Source organism: Streptococcus parasanguinis (assembly GCF_015557775.1).
Classification (GTDB): Bacteria; Bacillota; Bacilli; order Lactobacillales; family Streptococcaceae; genus Streptococcus; species Streptococcus parasanguinis_AA.
Window position 1 is genome coordinate 27,739 of sequence record NZ_JADNOY010000008.1, and the last position, 18,843, is coordinate 46,581.

Annotated in this window: 13 protein-coding genes and 2 pseudogenes; all 15 read left to right on the forward strand. The window is 42.3% G+C overall.

Going from position 1 to position 18,843, the window contains the following annotated elements:
• Window positions 1–27 precede the first annotated feature (27 nt).
• Window positions 28–507: a ribosome maturation factor RimP gene (gene rimP, locus I2F76_RS09620; protein WP_023920253.1), complete on the forward strand. Its 480-nt coding sequence runs from the start codon at window positions 28–30 to the stop codon at window positions 505–507.
• Window positions 508–551: 44 nt separating this feature from the next.
• The gene (nusA, locus tag I2F76_RS09625) at window positions 552–1,694 is read left to right on the forward strand and encodes a transcription termination factor NusA (RefSeq protein WP_031575236.1); all 1,143 of its coding nucleotides are present in this window, start codon (window positions 552–554) and stop codon (window positions 1,692–1,694) included.
• Between the two features lie 14 nt (window positions 1,695–1,708).
• Complete coding sequence (gene rnpM, locus I2F76_RS09630; RefSeq protein WP_003010401.1) at window positions 1,709–2,005, forward strand: RNase P modulator RnpM; 297 nt, start codon at window positions 1,709–1,711, stop codon at window positions 2,003–2,005.
• Window positions 1,998–2,297: a YlxQ-related RNA-binding protein gene (locus I2F76_RS09635; protein ID WP_045760253.1), complete on the forward strand. Its 300-nt coding sequence runs from the start codon at window positions 1,998–2,000 to the stop codon at window positions 2,295–2,297. Before rnpM ends, I2F76_RS09635 begins: the two co-directional genes overlap by 8 nt.
• Before the next feature lie 16 nt (window positions 2,298–2,313).
• Window positions 2,314–2,437: pseudogene (locus tag I2F76_RS10730) on the forward strand (translation initiation factor IF-2 N-terminal domain-containing protein); the annotation flags it as partial.
• Between the two features lie 95 nt (window positions 2,438–2,532).
• Window positions 2,533–5,028: pseudogene (gene infB, locus I2F76_RS09640) on the forward strand (translation initiation factor IF-2); the annotation flags it as partial.
• 73 nt (window positions 5,029–5,101) lie between these two features.
• Window positions 5,102–5,452: a 30S ribosome-binding factor RbfA gene (gene rbfA, locus I2F76_RS09645; protein ID WP_003003976.1), complete on the forward strand. Its 351-nt coding sequence runs from the start codon at window positions 5,102–5,104 to the stop codon at window positions 5,450–5,452.
• A gap of 449 nt (window positions 5,453–5,901) precedes the next feature.
• On the forward strand, window positions 5,902–7,533 hold the full coding sequence (locus I2F76_RS09650; RefSeq protein WP_195487746.1) for a Na/Pi cotransporter family protein: 1,632 nt from the start codon (window positions 5,902–5,904) through the stop codon (window positions 7,531–7,533).
• Between the two features lie 153 nt (window positions 7,534–7,686).
• Entirely contained in the window at window positions 7,687–8,844 is a 1,158-nt protein-coding gene (nagA, locus tag I2F76_RS09655) for an N-acetylglucosamine-6-phosphate deacetylase (RefSeq protein ID WP_042760248.1), read from the forward strand.
• Window positions 8,845–8,975: 131 nt separating this feature from the next.
• On the forward strand, window positions 8,976–9,194 hold the full coding sequence (locus I2F76_RS09660; RefSeq protein ID WP_003018530.1) for a hypothetical protein: 219 nt from the start codon (window positions 8,976–8,978) through the stop codon (window positions 9,192–9,194).
• A complete protein-coding gene (locus I2F76_RS09665; RefSeq protein ID WP_195487747.1) occupies window positions 9,191–10,033 on the forward strand; it encodes an aldo/keto reductase in 843 nt (280 codons plus the stop codon). The genes I2F76_RS09660 and I2F76_RS09665 overlap by 4 nt, the downstream gene beginning before the upstream one ends.
• A gap of 269 nt (window positions 10,034–10,302) precedes the next feature.
• Window positions 10,303–14,721, forward strand: coding sequence for a S8 family serine peptidase (locus I2F76_RS09670; protein ID WP_195487748.1), 4,419 nt, complete (start codon window positions 10,303–10,305; stop codon window positions 14,719–14,721).
• Between the two features lie 509 nt (window positions 14,722–15,230).
• A complete protein-coding gene (glyQ, locus tag I2F76_RS09675; protein WP_002886077.1) occupies window positions 15,231–16,148 on the forward strand; it encodes a glycine--tRNA ligase subunit alpha in 918 nt (305 codons plus the stop codon).
• Between the two features lie 208 nt (window positions 16,149–16,356).
• The gene (gene glyS, locus I2F76_RS09680; RefSeq protein ID WP_195487749.1) at window positions 16,357–18,393 is read left to right on the forward strand and encodes a glycine--tRNA ligase subunit beta; all 2,037 of its coding nucleotides are present in this window, start codon (window positions 16,357–16,359) and stop codon (window positions 18,391–18,393) included.
• Between the two features lie 33 nt (window positions 18,394–18,426).
• A complete protein-coding gene (locus I2F76_RS09685; RefSeq protein ID WP_023920274.1) occupies window positions 18,427–18,684 on the forward strand; it encodes a DUF896 family protein in 258 nt (85 codons plus the stop codon).
• Window positions 18,685–18,843: the final 159 nt, after the last annotated feature.

Genomic DNA, 18,843 nt, shown 5'->3' on the forward strand with positions numbered 1-18,843 from the left:
ATATCTTCGCCTCTTATCTATGAGGAGGTGGCAACCATCGCAACGATTGTTGATTTAGTAACAGAAGTGATTCAGCCTGCCATCCAGGAACCATTTGAATTGGTCGATGTTGAATATGGCAAAATGGGTGGTGACTACGTCTTAAGCATTTTCGTAGACAAACCAGAAGGGATCACACTGAATGATACAGCGGATTTGACAGAAATCATTAGCCCGCTATTGGATCAAATCAAACCAGATCCATTTCCAGAACAGTACTTTTTAGAAGTTACCAGTCCTGGCTTGGAGAGACCTTTGAAAACCAAGGAAGCACTCGAGGGAGCTGTTGGCAAGTATGTCAATATCAGCTTGTATAAGGCTGTTGAAAAGCAAAAGGTCTTTGAGGGGAACTTGGTAGGTTTTGAAGAGGATGTTTTGACCATTGAGTATATGGATAAAACACGAAAGAAAACTGTAGAAATTCCTTATAACCTTGTGTCCAAAGCAAGGTTGGCTGTAAAATTGTAACAGAATGAAAGAAAGGATGCCTTTATAGTAGAGGCAAGAAAAACATGAGTAAAGAAATGCTAGAAGCCTTCCGCATTTTGGAAGAAGACAAAGGGATCAAAAAAGAAGATATCATCGAAGCAGTCACAGAATCATTGCGTTCAGCCTATCGCCGTCGTTATGGACAATCAGAAAGTGCAGCGATTGAATTCAATGAAAAAACTGGAGATTTCCGTGTTTATACGGTTCGTGAAGTGGTGGATGAAGTCTTTGATAGCCGTTTAGAAATCAGCTTGAAGGATGCCTTAGCCATTAGCTCTGCTTATGAGTTGGGTGACAAGATCAAATTTGAAGAAGCACCAGCTGAATTTGGTCGTGTAGCAGCTCAATCTGCCAAACAAACCATCATGGAAAAAATGCGGAAGCAAACGCGCACCATAACCTATAATACTTATAAAGAACATGAAAATGAAATCATGAGTGGAACGGTGGAGCGCTTTGACAATCGATTTATCTATGTCAATCTTGGTTCAATCGAAGCACAATTGTCTAAGCAAGACCAAATTCCAGGAGAAGTGTTCCAATCTCATGATCGAATTGAAGTATTTGTCTACAAGGTAGAAGATAATCCACGTGGTGTCAATGTCTTTGTTAGTCGAAGCCACCCTGAAATGATCAAACGTTTGATGGAACAGGAAATTCCTGAAGTCTATGATGGAACTGTTGAGATTATGAGTGTAGCGCGTGAAGCTGGAGATCGTACAAAAGTTGCGGTTCGTAGCCATAACCCAAACGTAGATGCGATTGGGACTATCGTTGGTCGTGGTGGATCGAATATTAAAAAGATTACCAGCAAGTTCCACCCAGCTCGATACGATCAAAAATTAGACCGTATGGTTCCGACAGAAGAAAATATCGATGTCATCGAATGGGTTCCAGATCCAGCTGAATTTATCTACAATGCGATCGCTCCTGCAGAAGTGGACCAAGTTATTTTTGATGATGAAGATAGCAAACATGCTCTCGTTGTGGTCCCAGACAACAAATTATCTCTTGCCATTGGTCGTCGTGGTCAAAACGTTCGTTTAGCAGCTCATTTGACTGGTTACCGCATCGATATCAAATCTGCTAGTGAGTTCGAAGAAATGGAAGCAGCTCAGGAAACTTTTGAAGACCAAGTAGAAAGTGACGAAGAGCAAGTCGATTAAGAGAGGGAGGGAAAATGGTAAAAACAAGAAAAATCCCTTTAAGAAAATCTGTCGTTTCAAATGAAATTATTGATAAGCGCGATTTGCTCCGCATTGTCAAAAATAAAGAAGGACAAGTCTTTATCGATCCAACTGGCAAAGCCAATGGTCGAGGTGCTTACATCAAGCTAGACAATGAAGAAGCGGCACTTGCTAAGAAAAAGAAAGTTTTTAATCGTAGCTTTAATATGGAAGTGGAAGAAGCTTTCTATGATGAATTGATCGCTTATGTAGATCATAAGGTGAAGAGAAGAGAGTTAGGCCTTGAATAAGCAAAAGATAAGTAATTTGTTGGGTTTGGCGCAAAGAGCAGGAAAACTCATTTCTGGAGAAGAACTCGTGATCAAAGCAATCCAGGAAGAAAAAGCAAAATTAGTTTTTCTGGCAAATGATGCAGCTAGTAACCTGACAAAAAAGGTGACAGATAAGGGTCACTATTATGAGGTTCAAGTATCTACCGTGTTTTCAACACTAGAATTAAGCACTGCAATTGGACGTTCTCGTAAGGTCGTCGCTGTTGTAGATGCTGGATTTTCAAAGAAAATGAGGTCTCTTATGGAATAGAAGAGGAGGACAGCAATTGTCTAAGAAAAGATTATACGAAATTGCCAAAGAATTGGGCAAGGAAAGTAAAGAAGTCGTCACTCGTGCGAAAGAATTAGGTTTTGACGTCAAGAGTCATGCATCTAGTGTCGATACTGATGTTGCTGAAAAGTTGATCAAGAGCTTTGCAGCGAAAAAAGAAACAGTCGAAAAGAAAGTAGCAGAAGTGGCTGCCAAGACAACGGCTGTCGCAGAGAAAAAAGAAGCAGCGCCTGTCAAAAAAGAAGGAGCAACTGAGACAAAATCAGTAACGCCAGCTGCTAAACCAAAGAGTCGTAACTTTAAAGCGGAACGAGAAGCGCGTGCAAAAGAACAGGCTGAACGTAGGAAACAACAAGACAATCGTCCAAAACGTGATCGCAAAGATAATCAGCGTCATGGTGACAACCGAAATCAACGACCACAAGAGAGAAATGAACAACGAAATCAAGGTTCTGAGCGTCGCAATAACCGACCAGATCAAAGACGTGGTGCACAGCCCCAAGTGGCACCAAAAGTTGATTTCAAAGCGCGTGCAGCAGCACTGAAAGCTGAACAAAATGCTGAGTACGCACGTGGAAGTGAAGATCGCTACAAACAACAAGCTGCAAAAGCAGAACAAGAACGTCAACAGCGCCGGAAACGGGTAGAAGCACCAGAAGTGAAAGCACCTGTACAGGAGCCAGCTGTTGAGAACCATACAAAACCAGCTGTTGCTGCTGCTCCAGCTCAAGTCGATACACGTCGGAAGAAACAAGCGCGACCAGATAAGAAACGCGATGATTTTGATCGTGAAGAAGATGGTCCAAGAAAACAACAAAGGAATCGAAATAGTCAAAATCAAGTGAGAAATCAGAGAAATAGTAACTGGAATAACAATAAGAAAAATAAAAAAGGAAAGAACAACCGTAATGATGCTCCAAAACCAGTAACAGAGCGTAAATTCCATGAATTACCAAGTGAATTTGAGTATACGGATGGAATGACGGTTGCCGAAATCGCAAAACGCATCAAGCGTGAACCGGCTGAAATCGTCAAGAAACTCTTTATGATGGGAGTCATGGCGACTCAAAATCAATCGCTGGATGGAGATACGATTGAACTCTTGATGGTGGATTATGGAATTGAAGCCAAGAAAAAGGTTGAAGTGGACAATGCCGATATTGAACGTTTCTTCGTGGAAGATGGTTATCTCAACGAAGATGAGTTAGTAGAACGTCCACCAGTTGTCACCATCATGGGACACGTTGACCACGGGAAGACTACCCTTTTGGATACCCTTCGTAATTCACGTGTAGCAACAGGTGAAGCGGGAGGAATCACTCAGCACATCGGTGCCTACCAAATCGTGGAAAATGGCAAGAAAATTACCTTCTTGGATACACCTGGACACGCGGCCTTTACCTCTATGCGGGCACGTGGTGCATCTGTTACCGATATTACCATCTTGGTCGTAGCGGCAGATGACGGGGTGATGCCTCAAACAATCGAAGCCATCAACCACTCAAAAGCTGCCAATGTTCCAATCATTGTGGCCATTAACAAGATTGATAAACCAGGCGCTAATCCAGAGCGTGTGATCGGTGAATTGGCAGAGCATGGGGTTATGTCAACTGCCTGGGGTGGCGATTCTGAGTTTGTAGAAATCTCAGCTAAGTTTAACCAAAACATCGATGAGTTGTTGGAAACAGTCCTTCTTGTGGCTGAGATCCAAGAACTCAAGGCAGACCCAACTGTTCGTGCGATCGGTACCGTTATCGAAGCCCGTTTGGATAAAGGAAAAGGTGCGGTGGCAACCCTCCTTGTTCAACAAGGTACCTTGAATGTCCAAGACCCAATCGTTGTCGGAAATACCTTTGGACGTGTCCGTGCCATGACCAATGACCTTGGCCGTCGTGTGAAAGTAGCTGGACCATCTACTCCAGTTTCTATCACTGGTTTGAACGAAGCGCCAATGGCGGGTGACCACTTTGCGGTTTATGAAGATGAAAAATCTGCGCGTGCAGCGGGTGAAGAACGTGCCAAACGTGCGCTGATGAAACAACGTCAAGCAACCAACCGCGTCAGCCTTGAAAATCTCTTTGATACCTTGAAGGCTGGGGAAGTGAAATCTGTTAATGTCATCATTAAAGCCGATGTACAAGGTTCGGTTGAAGCCCTTGCTGCTTCCCTTCAAAAGATTGAAGTAGAAGGTGTGAAAGTGACCATCGTTCACTCAGCAGTTGGTGCCATCAACGAATCAGACGTGACCCTTGCAGAAGCTTCAAATGCCTTCATCATCGGATTTAACGTCCGCCCTACGCCACAAGCACGTCAACAAGCTGAAGCTGATGAGGTAGAAATCCGTCTTCACTCAATTATCTACAAAGTGATTGAAGAAATGGAAGATGCCATGAAGGGTATGTTGGATCCTGAGTTCGAAGAGAAAGTCATCGGGGAAGCAGTTATTCGTGAAACCTTTAAGGTCTCTAAAGTGGGTACCATCGGTGGATTTATGGTCCTCAGTGGTAAGGTCACTCGTGATTCCAAGGTTCGTGTCATTCGTGACGGTGTCGTGATATATGACGGTGCTCTTGCAAGCTTGAAACACTTCAAAGATGATGTCAAAGAAGTGACAAATGGTCGTGAAGGTGGATTGATGATTGAAGGCTACAATGATATCAAGACAGACGATACCATTGAAGCCTACATCATGGAAGAAATTAAAAAATAAGAGGCTGACTAGGAAAAAAGAGGAATTTTCTCTGATTTCCTAGTTTTTAAACACAAAGCAGAAAGGAGTTCCTATGGCAAGTCATTTTCGGACAGATCGAGTAGGGATGGAAATCAAGCGTGAAGTCAATGAGATTTTACAAAAGAAAGTCCGTGACCCGCGTGTTCAAGGCGTTACTATTACGGATGTTCAAATGCTAGGTGATTTGTCTATGGCCAAAGTGTATTATTCAATTATGAGTGATTTGGCTTCAGACAATCAAAAGGCTCAGACAGGCCTTGAAAAAGCAACAGGAACCATCAAGCGTGAATTAGGTCGGAATTTGAAACTGTACAAGATTCCGGATCTTACTTTTGTCAAAGACGAGTCTATCGAATACGGTAACAAGATCGATGAGATGTTACGCAATTTGAACAAAGACTAGAGAGCTTGGAAATTTTCCACGCCCAGATTGAAAGACAAAGTCTTCTTAGAAACTTTCCTTAGGTGAGTACGGACGTCAGCGAACTTCTTCGAAGTTCCATGACTAATTATTGAGCCTAAGGTCTCAATAATTCCGAGTACCTGAAACTATTAAGTTTCAGGTACTTTTCTCACGACGAAAAGTTTCAGTAGATGATTGAATCACTCTAACGAGTAACATTTCTTTTTATAGAATTTATTAGATTTATAAAAAAGAATAGTTTGTCTACAGTCTCGGGTTGGAAATTTTCCACCCTCTTTTTTTGGCTCTTAAAACGAGGAAAATAAAACAGAAGGAAAAACGGTTTCAAAAAATAATAGAAATTTACAGAAATCTCTTGTGTGATTGGAAATTATCCTTTACAATAGGAGAGGAGTTTTATTTCTGATCTCAAATTTGGAGGAATGAACATGTCGATTAACTGGCAGGAAATTGTATTTAACTTTTTGGGAGGCCTGGGGCTCTTTCTCTATAGTATTAAAACCATGGGAGAAGGCTTGCAACAGGCTGCAGGAGATCGACTTCGATACTATATTGATAAATATACGAGTAATCCCTTTCTAGGGGTTCTAGTAGGGATTGGGATGACTGCCTTGATTCAGTCGAGTTCAGGGGTTACAGTGATTACGGTCGGTCTGGTGAGTGCAGGACTTCTAACCCTCCGTCAAGCTATTGGTATTGTTATGGGGGCCAATATTGGAACGACTATTACCTCCTTTATCATTGGTTTTAAATTAGGAGACTACGCTCTTCCCATGCTCTTTATCGGAGCGGTTTGTCTCTTCTTTACCAAAAATCGTTTGGTTAATAATGTTGGACGAATCGTTTTTGGTGTCGGTGGTATCTTCTTTGCCCTCAACTTGATGAGTGGGGCTATGGAACCTCTTAAAGATTTGCAAGTCTTTCGTGACTATATGGTGCAGTTAAGTAAAAGTCCTATCTTGGGTGTCTTTGTTGGATCAGGCTTAACACTTTTGATTCAGGCCTCTTCTGCAACCATTGGTATCTTGCAAAATCTCTATGCTAGTCATTTGATTGACCTGAAAGGAGCCCTCCCAGTTCTCTTTGGTGATAATATCGGAACGACCATTACAGCTATCATTGCTTCCTTGGGAGCTAATATTGCGGCCAAACGTGTGGCAGGTGCCCATGTAGCCTTTAATGTTATCGGAACCATTATCTGTCTTGTCTTCCTTGTTCCGTTTACCTCTTTGATTCAATGGTTTGAAACGACTCTTCATTTATCCCCAGAAATGACCATAGCCTTTGCTCACGGAACCTTTAATATAACCAATACCATCATCCAGTTCCCATTCATTGGAGCTTTGGCATACTTTGTGACCAAGCTGATTCCTGGTGAGGATGAGGTTGTCAAATATGAACCGCTCTACTTGGATGAAAACTTGATCACCCAAGCGCCTTCGATTGCTCTTGGAAATGCGAAAAAAGAGTTGCTTCATTTAGGTGGATATGCAGACAAAGCTTTTAATCTCTCTTATGATTATATTGTTCATCAAAATGAAAAAACAGCTGAAAAGGGTCATAAGACAGAAGAAGCCATCAATACCATTGATGATGATTTGACTCGCTACCTGATTCGTTTGTCAAGTGAAGCCTTGAGTCCGAGAGAAAGTGAAGTTCTCACCAATATCTTGGATTCTTCACGGGATTTGGAGCGGATTGGAGATCACGCGGAAGCCTTGATCAATCTGACCGATTATTTAATTCGTAAGAAAGTGGTCTTTTCAGAAGCGGCCTTGGCTGAATTGGAAGATATTTACAACCAAACCCATCAATTTGTAGAGGATGCCTTAAAATCTGTTGAGAACAATGATGTGAGTCTTGCAAACCAATTGGTAGCACGTCACGAGGCAATTGAAAAGTTGGAGAAAAGACTTCGGAAAACCCATATTCGTCGTTTGAACCAAGGCGAATGTACACCTCAAGCCGGAGTAAACTTTATTGATATCATTTCTCACTATACACGTGTTGCAGACCATGCCATGAATCTCGCTGAAAAAGTACAAATCGAGCAAATTTAAGGAACGTCAAACAGAGTAAGTAGGAAGCTTACTCTGTTTTTTGTTGGATTCTATTCAAAAATAGGTCTAGACCATTTACAAATGGAAGTGAAAGCGTTATAATATGTATGAATATAAATGGAACACAGTTCCTACAATGGAAAGGACGATTTTATGTCTACATATATTAAAGCAGATCAATTTTATTATCCACATGGGGTTCGCCGCGGAGGCTATTTGGAGCTTGTTGATGGCAAGTTTGGAAAACATGTGGAAAGCTTACCAGAAGGTGCGGATGTGCTGGATTATTCTGGTTACAGCATTGCGCCTGGCCTCGTAGATACCCATATTCACGGATTTGGTGGGGTAGATGTGATGGATAATAATATCGAAGGCACTCTCCATACCATGAGTGAAGGGCTCTTGAGTACAGGGGTTACGAGCTTTTTGCCTACGACCCTTACTTCCTCTTACGAACAACTTTTGGCAGTAACTGAAAATATCGGTGCACGATACAAAGAAGCAACAGGAGCTAAGATTCGCGGGATTTATTTTGAAGGACCTTATTTTACAGAAAAATACAAGGGAGCTCAAAACCCATCTTATATGAAGGATCCAAGTATGGAAGAATTCCGGGCTTGGCAAAAAGCTGCCAATGGTCTGTTGAATAAGATTGCCCTTGCTCCCGAGCGTGAAGGGGTAGAAGAATTTGTTCGGACCATTACAGGAGAAGGGGTGACTGTCGCTCTGGGACACTCTAATGCTACTTTTGAAGAAGCTAAAAAAGCGGTTGATGCAGGTGCGAGTGTCTGGGTGCATGCCTACAATGGTATGCGTGGTTTGACGCACCGTGAACTCGGTATGGTTGGTGCCATGTATGAGTTGCCTCATACTACAGCAGAGTTGATCTGTGATGGCCATCACGTGGATCCACTAGCGTGTGATATCCTGATGAAACAAAAAGGAAAAGAAAATGTTGCCTTGATTACGGACTGTATGACAGCTGGGGGCTTAGAAGACGGGGACTACATGCTTGGGGAATTCCCGGTTGTGGTCGCTGAAGGGACGGCTCGCTTGAAATCAACTGGTAATCTAGCTGGCTCAATCTTGAAATTGAAAGATGGATTAAAAAATGTTGTAGAGTGGGGGATTGCTAACCCTCACGAAGCAGTGATGATGGCCAGCCTCAATCCGGCAAAATCAGTCCATATTGATGATGTTTGTGGTCAAATTCGAGAAGGATATGACGCGGACTTCATCGTGCTTGATCAAAATTTGGATCTGGTTGCGACCTATCTCGATGGGGTCAAACGTTACCAAGCTACCAATTAGATTCAAGAATCGAAGATAGAATACTTCCTCTCTAAGTCATACTTAGAGAGGTTTTTGTTTACCGATGGTAGTGCAATTTTGTGAATGCTGTCTTTTCATGCTATAATGGGAATTGAAATGTGAGGTAGCTTATGAAGGCAATTGATATACGTTTTTTATTGATGGGAATTTTTTTCTTGCTCTATGGGATTGTAAGAAAAAATATCTTTATTGTGATTGTTGGTGGGGCATTTTTACTCTATAGTTTTTATAGCAAGAAGATGGAGCCAACCAAGAAGAATATTTTTAAGCCAGAGCTCAAGCTTCGAGGGCCTAAGAAACCGAAATCGAAGAAAGGAAAGAAAAAATGAACAATTATCGTTTAAATAATGAGGTGGAGATTCCTGTATTAGGATTTGGAACCTGGAAAGCAGCAGATGGAGAAGAAGCCTATCAAGCTGTCTTAGCTGCTTTAAAAGCAGGTTACCGCCATATCGATACAGCTGCGATTTATCAGAATGAAGAGAGTGTGGGTCGGGCCATTAAAGACAGTGGTCTTGCGCGCGAAGACCTGTTTATTACCACCAAACTTTGGAATACTCATCACACCTATGAAGACGCTCAAGCTGCTTTGGAAGAGTCTCTTGAGAAACTAGGCTTGGACTATGTAGATCTTTATTTGATTCATTGGCCAAATCCAAAACCTCTTCGAGAAAATGATGCTTGGAAACAACGAAATGCTGAGGTTTGGCGGGCAATGGAAGATATGCTAGCTGCTGGCAAGGTTCGAGCTATTGGTATTAGCAATTTTCTGCCTCATCATTTGGAGGCCCTCCTTGAAACAGCTCGGGTCATTCCGTCTGTGAACCAAATTCGTCTAGCACCTGGGGTTTACCAAAGCGAAGCCATTGCAGCGAGTCGTAAGCATGGCATTTTACTAGAGGCTTGGGGACCTTTTGGCCAAGGAGAATTGTTCCAAAATGAACAAGTAAAAGAAATGGCTACTAAATATGGAAAGACGGTCGCTCAACTAGCCTTGGCTTGGAGTTTGCAAGAAGGTTTCCTTCCACTGCCAAAATCGGTTACGCCTGAGCGGATTGCGAGTAATTTAAATTGCTTTGATTTTGAATTGACGGCAGATGATATGGAACTCCTTCGCCATCTTCCGGTTGAAGCAGGTGCACCAGATCCAGACACCAAAGATTTTTAAGAAAGAATATCTATTCATTAATGAAAACCGAGGACAGTTTCGTTCTCGGTTTTTAAAATCCTTTCAATGATTAAATAATTTTAAAACTCTAATAAAAACAGATGTTCTATAATACCTTCCCATACTAATTTACATTTTTCCGAACGAAAATAAATTAATAGTTAGTAACATTCGTGAATGTTACATTTGTGTTACAATTTGTTTTTTGAATGAATTTTCAGATAATTTTGCGTTATAATAGTTGCTATTAAAATAAAAGGGGAGTTTCTATGAATAGACAAGAACGTTTTTCATTAAGAAAATACAAATTTGGTGTAGCCTCAGTTTTATTAGGGGCTGTTTTGGTATTTGGATCTGCACAAGCGAGTGCTGAAGAACAAGCGGCCAGCCAAACGAGTGCTGGAACACAGCTTGTAGCCACTACTCAACAGGCACCTGCTGAAGAAGAGCATTCACAAGCAACAGAAGCAAGTACAGCAGTTGCTAGTGAGAAAGTAGAAGTTGCAAAAGAAGCAACAGTTGCTGCAAAGACAACGAATGCAACAGAAGCAGCTCTTGTTGAAAAAACAGAAGCTCCGAAAGAGGCAGCTACTGTTCCAGAAACAAAACCGGAAGTAGCGGAAAAACCTGTAGAAAAAGCAACAGCAGTGGCTACTGCGACAAGTTCAGAAACAACGAATCGCCATGAGGCAGCTGAAAAACCTCAAAGCATCGAAAGTGACGAAATTATTACTGTTCCCCAAACCTGGAAGCAAGGTTATAAAGGGGAAGGGATGGTTGTCGCCGTCATCGACTCTGGTTTGGATGTGAACCACGAGGTTCTTCGGATTACCGATCCTTCAAAAGCTAAGTTTAAAAACCAAGGAGAAATAGAAGCTGCTAAGAAAGCAGCAGGAATTGATTATGGTAAATGGTACAACGACAAGGTTGTCTATGCCTATGACTACTTTGATGGTACCGACAATATCAAAGAGGCCGAAAGAGATTCTCATGGGATGCACGTTACAGGGATTGCAACAGGGAATCCTGATAAAGCAGCAGGAAACGGAGAAAAGATCTATGGTGTAGCACCAGAAGCGCAAGTTATGTTTATGCGTGTCTTCTCAGATCGCCAAAAAACAACGGGATCTGCTCTTTATGTAAAAGCAATTGATGATGCTGTAGCTCTTGGTGCAGATACTATCAACATGAGTCTTGGTTCTACGACTGGTTCTACGGTCAATGCGGATTCAGATATTGTGGATGCCATTAAACGGGCGCGCGCTAAAGGCGTATCTGTCTTAATTTCTGCAGGAAATAGCAATAGCTTTGGAAATGGTTACTCAAGACCTTCTGCTGAAAATCCAGATTATGGTTTGGTCGGAAATCCTTCAACAGTAGAGGACTCCATCTCTGTTGCTTCTATCAATAATAATGTTATTACGACAGAAGTGTTTGAAGTCAAAGGCCTTGAAGGCAATGCGGAAGCGGATAACGGTAAGTTTGATTACAGTAAATCTGCTGCAGACGCTGATTTTGAAAAAGGCAAAGAGTACGAATATGTGTCAGTTGGTCTTGGAAAAGAAGATGATTTCAAAGATCTGGATCTTACCGGTAAATTAGCCTTAATCCAACGCGGGGAAATTCCATTCTCAGAAAAGATTGCCAATGCCTTCCATCATGGTGCAGCAGGAGCTTTGGTCTACAATAATGTGGAAGGATCGAACCTTGGAATGGCAATTGAAGGAGATGCGAAAAAGATCCCATCTGTCTTTATTTCAAAACGTTATGGGGAAGCTCTTAAGGCAGGTTCCTACAAAATTGTCTTTAACAATACTATGGCCAACCGTCCATCTCCAGAGGCAGATCAATTGTCTGATTTCTCAAGTTGGGGAGTAACAACAGATGGTCAGTTGAAACCAGATGTCACAGCACCTGGTGGAAATATCTTTTCTTCTTTGAATGATAATACCTACGGAGATATGAGTGGTACAAGTATGGCCTCTCCTCATGTAGCAGGTGTGGCAGCTTTGGTCAAAGAATACCTTGTGAAGAACCACCCAGAATTGACTCCAGAACAAGTTTCTGAAACTGTCAAAGCCTTGATTATGTCTACGGCTAAACCACATGTTAATAAAGAAACCGGTGTTTATACTTCTCCACGTCAACAAGGAGCAGGGGTTGTAGACACAGCTGCAGCCGTTTCAACAGACTTGTATGTGACTGGTGAAAACAACTATCCAAGCGTTACTCTTGGAAATGTTGGAGATAGCTTTACCTTTGATGTGACGGTTCACAATATTTCAGATACCGATCGTACCTTGAAAATGTTGGTGAATACTGACACAGATGAAGTGAAGGATGGTAAATTTACCCTCCGTCCACGTAAATTGACTGAAACAGCTTGGCCTGAAGTAACCGTGAAAGCACATAGCTCTGAAACGGTTACGGTGAAAGTCGATACAAGTAAATTCACAGAAGAGTTGAGCAAAGAAATGCCGAACGGCTATTTCCTTGAAGGATTTGTTCGCTTTGTAGATCCGGCAGATGATGGGGATGTGGTCAGCTTGCCGTTTATGGGATTCAAGGGAGAATTCCAAAACCTTCCAGCTGTTGAAAAACCAATCTATGATTTGGTTCGCGAAGGAAAAGATGGCTTCTACTATCATGTTCCAAAAGATTTGAATATCTCCTCTAGTGCCAATGTTTCTGCCCTCGTCACCCTTCAAAATGACCTTCTCCTCACACAAGGAAAACGAGATGGACGTCGCATTACAGTCCTTGGTATTGAAGAAAATGCAGAAGGAACTCACTCTCTTCAACTAGATGAGAATGGAAATGTTCGCATTGCCATTTCACCAAATGAAGATGGAAATAAAGACCTGGTCGAATACAAGACAGTTGCTCTTCGGAATATTGAAAATCTTCGTGCAACCGTCTACGCAGCAAGTGATACGGAACATAAAAATCCACTGTGGGAAGGAACTCCATCTGACCATCGTAAGAACTTCTTCAACGGTGATCAAAAGAACCCACGTAGCTACACGTTAGATAATACTGCTTGGAATGGTACCGATGCAAATGGGAAAGCAGTAGCAGATGGTCTATATGATTATGTCATTCGTTACACACCAATGGTTCCTGGAGCCGAGGAGCAATCAACAACCTTCAAGGTTCAAGTCGATACTCAAAAACCAGTGATCACATCTGGCTATATTCGCTTTAAAGACGGAGCACAACAGTTTGTAGCACGTAAAGCCAAAGATGTTGGTGAAGGTGGTATCTTAACTGAAAAACTCGTCTACGTGACTCCATTCGATGATCAGGGGACAATGGTCCAAACCAGTGAAGATAAGAATGGTACACGTGCGCTTGAAAATTACCATGTGATCAAGGCCAATGCAGATGGTAGCTTCGATCTTCCTGAAAACATCGATAAGAAGAATATCTACTACTATGTAGAAGACTTTGCGGGTAACGTAGATTATGTTTCACTAGCTGATTTAGTTCGGGATCAAAATAGTGGTCGGGTTCAAATTGCAGTTCGTGACGCTAAAACGAACAAAGATTTGGATACTATGTATGTTTACCGAATCAAAGATAGCAATGGCCAATACGTATCAGTTGATAAGACAAAAGATATTAACTTCTTGAACTTTGGTCATTATACTGCAGAAATCTTTACGTATGATCGTACAGAAGTGAAATTTGTCAGCAGCTTGACACAAGAATTTGATTTGACAGAGGATAATAGTTTCCAAACGATCGCTTTCCTTGCCAATACTTTAGAATATGCACCAGTTAGCATCAGCTTTGATCAACCGGTTTCAAAAGCAGCTACGATCGTATTAAAAGGGGCAGATGGTGAAAACTTTGTCTTGCCTGCTGAAAAATATGGTAAAAATAGCTTTGGTAAATCGGTAGCAACTGGTCAATATACCTTGGTTGCAACTCTTCCTACAGGCTATGAATTAGCTGAGGAAGCACCAGTGATCTCAGTTGTCGCAGGGCGCAACAACAATTATCGTATTGGAGTGATCTCAAAAGTGGATCTCTTAGCTGCTTTGAACAACCAAGCAGATGTTACAAAGACAGCGCAATACTTCAATGCCAGTGCGGATAAGAAGGAAGCCTATGATCAAGCCTTGCAAGCTGCCCAAGCAGCCTTGACCAACAAGGTTAGTCAAGAGCAAGTCAACCAAGCTCTAGCTAGTCTTGAAGCTGCCAGCCAAGCTTTGGATGGGAAAGATTCAAACGTTGCGGCCTTGAAAGAAGCCATGCAGGCTTACGATGCTACGACTAAAACTGGTCGTTATGCCAATGCCAAAGAAAAAGTACGTCGCGACTACGATCGTGCTTTCCAAACAGTTGCCTTGCTTGCAGTTGATCCAACTGTGAAACAAGAACAAATCAATCAAGCACTTGCTGAGCTTAGCCGTGCGGAAGGAAAATTAAACGGGAAAGCAACTGATTTTTCAAGCCTTGAAAAATACATCAAGGAAGAATTGAAGTTCCAAGAAAAGAATGCTAAATTTATCTATGCTGGAAATGAAGAAAAAGAAGCTTACCTAGCAGCCTTCAAGGATGCACAAACTATCCTTTCAAATCCAGGAGCAAGCCAACAAGATGTGAAAGATGCTTTGACAGCCTTGAAGAATGCCAAGAAAAAACTTCATGGTAAAAAACCAAAAGCTGCAAGACGTCCATAAGAAAAACAACATTGTTTGTTAGCCTAAAATCCGTATGAAACGATTGTTTCATGCGGATTTTAATTTACAAGTCACTAAAAATCTGCTATAATACTAGTCAAGAAAGAAGGGCTTACGGCGTTTTTCTAGCGAGCTTGGGATAGTGAGAGCCAAGTAGAGCAAAGTAAGCAAGTGGCGCTTTCTCTCAGTAAAAAGCTGAGTAAAGTAAAATAAAATGAAGTAATAAATTAGGGTGGAACCGCGTTTCTGACGCCCCTAGGTCAAAGGACTTAGGAGCAGAGACACGGTTCTTTTTGTATCCTAAGTCACAAGAAACTTTATGAATAAGGAGTATTCAATGTCAAAAAAACTAACCTTTCACTGCGTTAGTGGCAGATACCTCCTTACAGTCGGACTGCCCCAAGCTCAGGCACCCTGGTGCCTGAGCTAGACGCAGTACTAACTCGTCTTGCTTCGTAAAATCGACGAGGCAGACTCATGTCGCAAGAATTTATAAAAAGGAGAAGAAGATGTCAAAAAAACTAACCTTCCAAGAAATTATTTTGACTTTGCAACAATACTGGAATGACCAGGGTTGTATGCTCATGCAGGCTTATGATAATGAAAAAGGTGCGGGAACCATGAGTCCTTACACCTTCCTTCGTGCCATTGGTCCTGAACCATGGAATGCGGCTTATGTAGAGCCATCACGTCGTCCAGCAGATGGACGTTACGGGGAAAACCCAAACCGTCTTTACCAACACCACCAATTCCAAGTGGTGATGAAACCATCACCATCAAATATTCAAGAACTCTACCTTGAGTCATTGGAAAAATTGGGGATCAATCCTTTGGAACACGATATCCGTTTCGTTGAAGATAACTGGGAAAACCCATCAACTGGTTCAGCTGGTCTTGGTTGGGAAGTTTGGTTGGACGGTATGGAAATCACTCAGTTCACCTACTTCCAACAAGTTGGTGGTTTGGCAACTGGTCCGGTAACTTCTGAGGTCACTTACGGTTTGGAACGTTTGGCTTCTTACATCCAAGAAGTCGATTCTGTTTATGATATTGAGTGGGCTCCCGGCGTTAAGTACGGAGAAATCTTCCTTCAACCAGAATATGAACACTCAAAATACAGCTTTGAAGTTTCTGACCAAGATATGCTTCTTGAAAACTTCGAAAAATTTGAAAAAGAAGCAGGACGTGCTTTGGAATTGGGCCTTGTTCACCCAGCCTATGACTACGTTTTGAAATGTTCGCATACCTTCAACTTGCTTGACGCTCGTGGTGCTGTATCCGTTACAGAACGTGCCGGCTATATTGCCCGCATCCGTAACTTGGCCCGTGTCGTAGCCAAAACTTTCGTCGCAGAACGCAAGAAACTCGGTTACCCACTTCTCGACGAAGCCACACGCGCCAAACTCCTAGCAGAAGAGGAAGAATAAAGAGAGCGTATTAGATGGGATTGACTGATAGAGCAATCCTACAGAACCAGTTGCCGCAGTGATAAAGGTATCGTTAGAGAAACTAACGATACCAGGCAAAATTGGAGACCTTAGGCTCCAATTTTAGCAATGAAACGACGAAGTCGGTTGCTGCGTGCCAATCACATAAGGCAAACTGGAAAAAAAAGATATTTTTCGGAGAAAAAACATGACAAAAAACTTATTAGTAGAACTTGGACTTGAAGAGTTGCCAGCCTACGTTGTCACACCAAGTGAAAAACAACTGGGTGAGAAAATGGCAGCCTTCTTGGATGACAACCGTCTTTCATACGAAAGCATTCAAACCTTCTCAACACCACGCCGTTTAGCTGTCCGTGTGATTGGTTTGGCGGATCAACAATCTGATTTGACTGAAGATTTTAAAGGACCTTCTAAGAAAATCGCCTTGGATGCAGATGGAAACTTCTCAAAAGCGGCTCAAGGATTCGTCCGTGGGAAAGGCTTGACGGTTGATGATATCGAATTCCGTGAAGTCAAAGGGGAAGAGTACGTTTATGTTACGAAGCACGAAGCTGGAAAACCAGCTAAAGAAGTCTTGGCTGGCGTTCCAGAGGTGCTTGCTTCATTGACCTTTCCTGTTAGCATGCACTGGGCTAACAACACCTTTGAATACATTCGCCCAGTTCACACCTTGATCGTTCTTTTGGGCGACGAAGCGCTCGACCTTGACTTCTTGGATATCCACTCAGGTCGTGTGAGCCGTGGGCACCGTTTCCTTGGACATGAAGTAGAAATTACTAATGCGGATTCTTATGAAGAAGACCTTCGTACCGTTTACGTGATTGCGGATAGCAAAGAACGTGAAAACATGATTCGTGAGCAAATCAAAGCCATCGAGGCAGATCAAGGTGTTCAGGTCCAAATCGAAGAAGGACTTTTGAATGAAGTTTTGAACTTGGTCGAATACCCAACTGCCTTTATGGGAAGTTTTGACACCAAATATTTGGACGTTCCAGAAGAAGTTTTGGTGACCTCAATGGAAACGCACCAACGTTACTTTGTTGTACGTGACCTTGATGGTAAGCTCAAACCAAACTTCATCTCCGTCCGTAATGGGAACGCTGAGCACTTGGAAAATGTCATCCGAGGAAATGAAAAAGTCTTGGTGGCGCGTCTCGAAGATGGTGAATTCTTCTGGCGTGAAGACCAAAAACTTAAGATTGAAGACCTCGTTGCTAAATTGGCGAACGTGACCTTCCATGAAAAAATTGGTTCTCTTTCAGAACACATGGCGCGCGCTGGTGTCATTGCAGCGTCACTAGCTGAGCAAGCTGGTTTGACTGCTGAAGAAACGGCAGCTGTCGCTCGTGCAGCTGAAATCTACAAATTTGACCTCTTGACGGGTATGGTCGGAGAGTTCGATGAATTGCAAGGAATCATGGGTGAAAAATACGCTCTCCTTGCTGGTGAAGATTCTGCGGTAGCGACAGCTATCCGTGAGCACTACCTTCCTGATTCAGCAGACGGAGTCCTTCCAGAGACTAAGGTTGGTGCCATTCTTGCCCTTGCAGATAAATTGGATACACTTCTTTCCTTCTTCTCAGTTGGCTTGATTCCATCAGGTTCCAATGACCCATATGCGCTTCGTCGTGCAACACAAGGGATTGTTCGTATCTTGGATGCCTTTGGTTGGCATATCCCTATGGATGAGTTGATTGACAGCCTTTACGGACTTTCATTTGATAGCCTTTCCTATGACAATCAAGCAGAAGTGCTCAACTTCATCAAGGCGCGTGTGGACAAGATGATGGGACGCACACCAAAAGATATCAAAGACGCTGTTCTTGCTGGTTCAAACTTTGTCGTGGCTGATATGCTGGAAGCAGCTGAAGCTCTTTCAGAAGCTGCGAAGACCGATGGTTATAAGGCGGCTGTTGAGTCCCTCTCTCGTGCCTTTAACTTGGCAGAAAAAGCAGATGCTTCAGTAGCAGTCGATGCCAGTCTCTTTGAAAACGATCAAGAAAAAGCCCTTGCTAAAGCAATTGAAGATCTTGAATTGACTGGTTCAGCTAGCGACAAATTGGCTCAACTCTTTGCTCTTAGCCCAGTCATCGATGCTTTCTTTGACAATACTATGGTAATGGCAGAAGATGAGGCTGTTAAAAACAACCGTTTGGCCCTTCTTGCAGGTCTTGTAGCCAAAGCTAACGCTGTTGCAGCCTTCAACCAATTGAACACAAAATAAGTACCTGGTAACAGGTAGAAAGTAGGTCTTATTATGACACCTGAAAAAATCGCTCGTATCAATGAGCTTGCTAAAAAGAAAAAAACCGAAGGTTTGACGCCAGAAGAAGAAGTGGAGCAAGCAAAACTTCGTGAAGAATACATTGAAGGCTATCGTCGTTCCGTTCGTCACCATATCGAAGGAATTAAGGTGGTGGACGAAGAAGGTAACGATGTGACACCTGAAAAACTACGCCAAGTGCAACGGGAAAAAGGTTTGCATGGCCGTAGTTTGGATGATCCCAATTCATAAGCAAAAGAGTGCTGGAAGAGACTCCAGCACTCTTTTGTATATTTAAAATTCAGAATATTCTGGACTAGATTGACCAATTTTTAAAAACATGGTATAGTAGATTGTGTGAAAATTTGAAGTATACTTTTCTGAAAATGTACAGAAAAAGAATTGGAGTAA

Coding starts and splice junctions, on each gene's coding strand:
- I2F76_RS09670 (WP_195487748.1), top strand. CDS start 10,303: ATGAATAGACAAGAACGTTTTTCATTAAGAAAATACAAATTTGGTGTA.
- nusA (WP_031575236.1), top strand. CDS start 552: ATGAGTAAAGAAATGCTAGAAGCCTTCCGCATTTTGGAAGAAGACAAA.
- glyS (WP_195487749.1), top strand. CDS start 16,357: ATGACAAAAAACTTATTAGTAGAACTTGGACTTGAAGAGTTGCCAGCC.
- nagA (WP_042760248.1), top strand. CDS start 7,687: ATGTCTACATATATTAAAGCAGATCAATTTTATTATCCACATGGGGTT.
- I2F76_RS09660 (WP_003018530.1), top strand. CDS start 8,976: ATGAAGGCAATTGATATACGTTTTTTATTGATGGGAATTTTTTTCTTG.
- glyQ (WP_002886077.1), top strand. CDS start 15,231: ATGTCAAAAAAACTAACCTTCCAAGAAATTATTTTGACTTTGCAACAA.
- rnpM (WP_003010401.1), top strand. CDS start 1,709: ATGGTAAAAACAAGAAAAATCCCTTTAAGAAAATCTGTCGTTTCAAAT.
- I2F76_RS09685 (WP_023920274.1), top strand. CDS start 18,427: ATGACACCTGAAAAAATCGCTCGTATCAATGAGCTTGCTAAAAAGAAA.
- I2F76_RS09665 (WP_195487747.1), top strand. CDS start 9,191: ATGAACAATTATCGTTTAAATAATGAGGTGGAGATTCCTGTATTAGGA.
- rbfA (WP_003003976.1), top strand. CDS start 5,102: ATGGCAAGTCATTTTCGGACAGATCGAGTAGGGATGGAAATCAAGCGT.
- I2F76_RS09650 (WP_195487746.1), top strand. CDS start 5,902: ATGTCGATTAACTGGCAGGAAATTGTATTTAACTTTTTGGGAGGCCTG.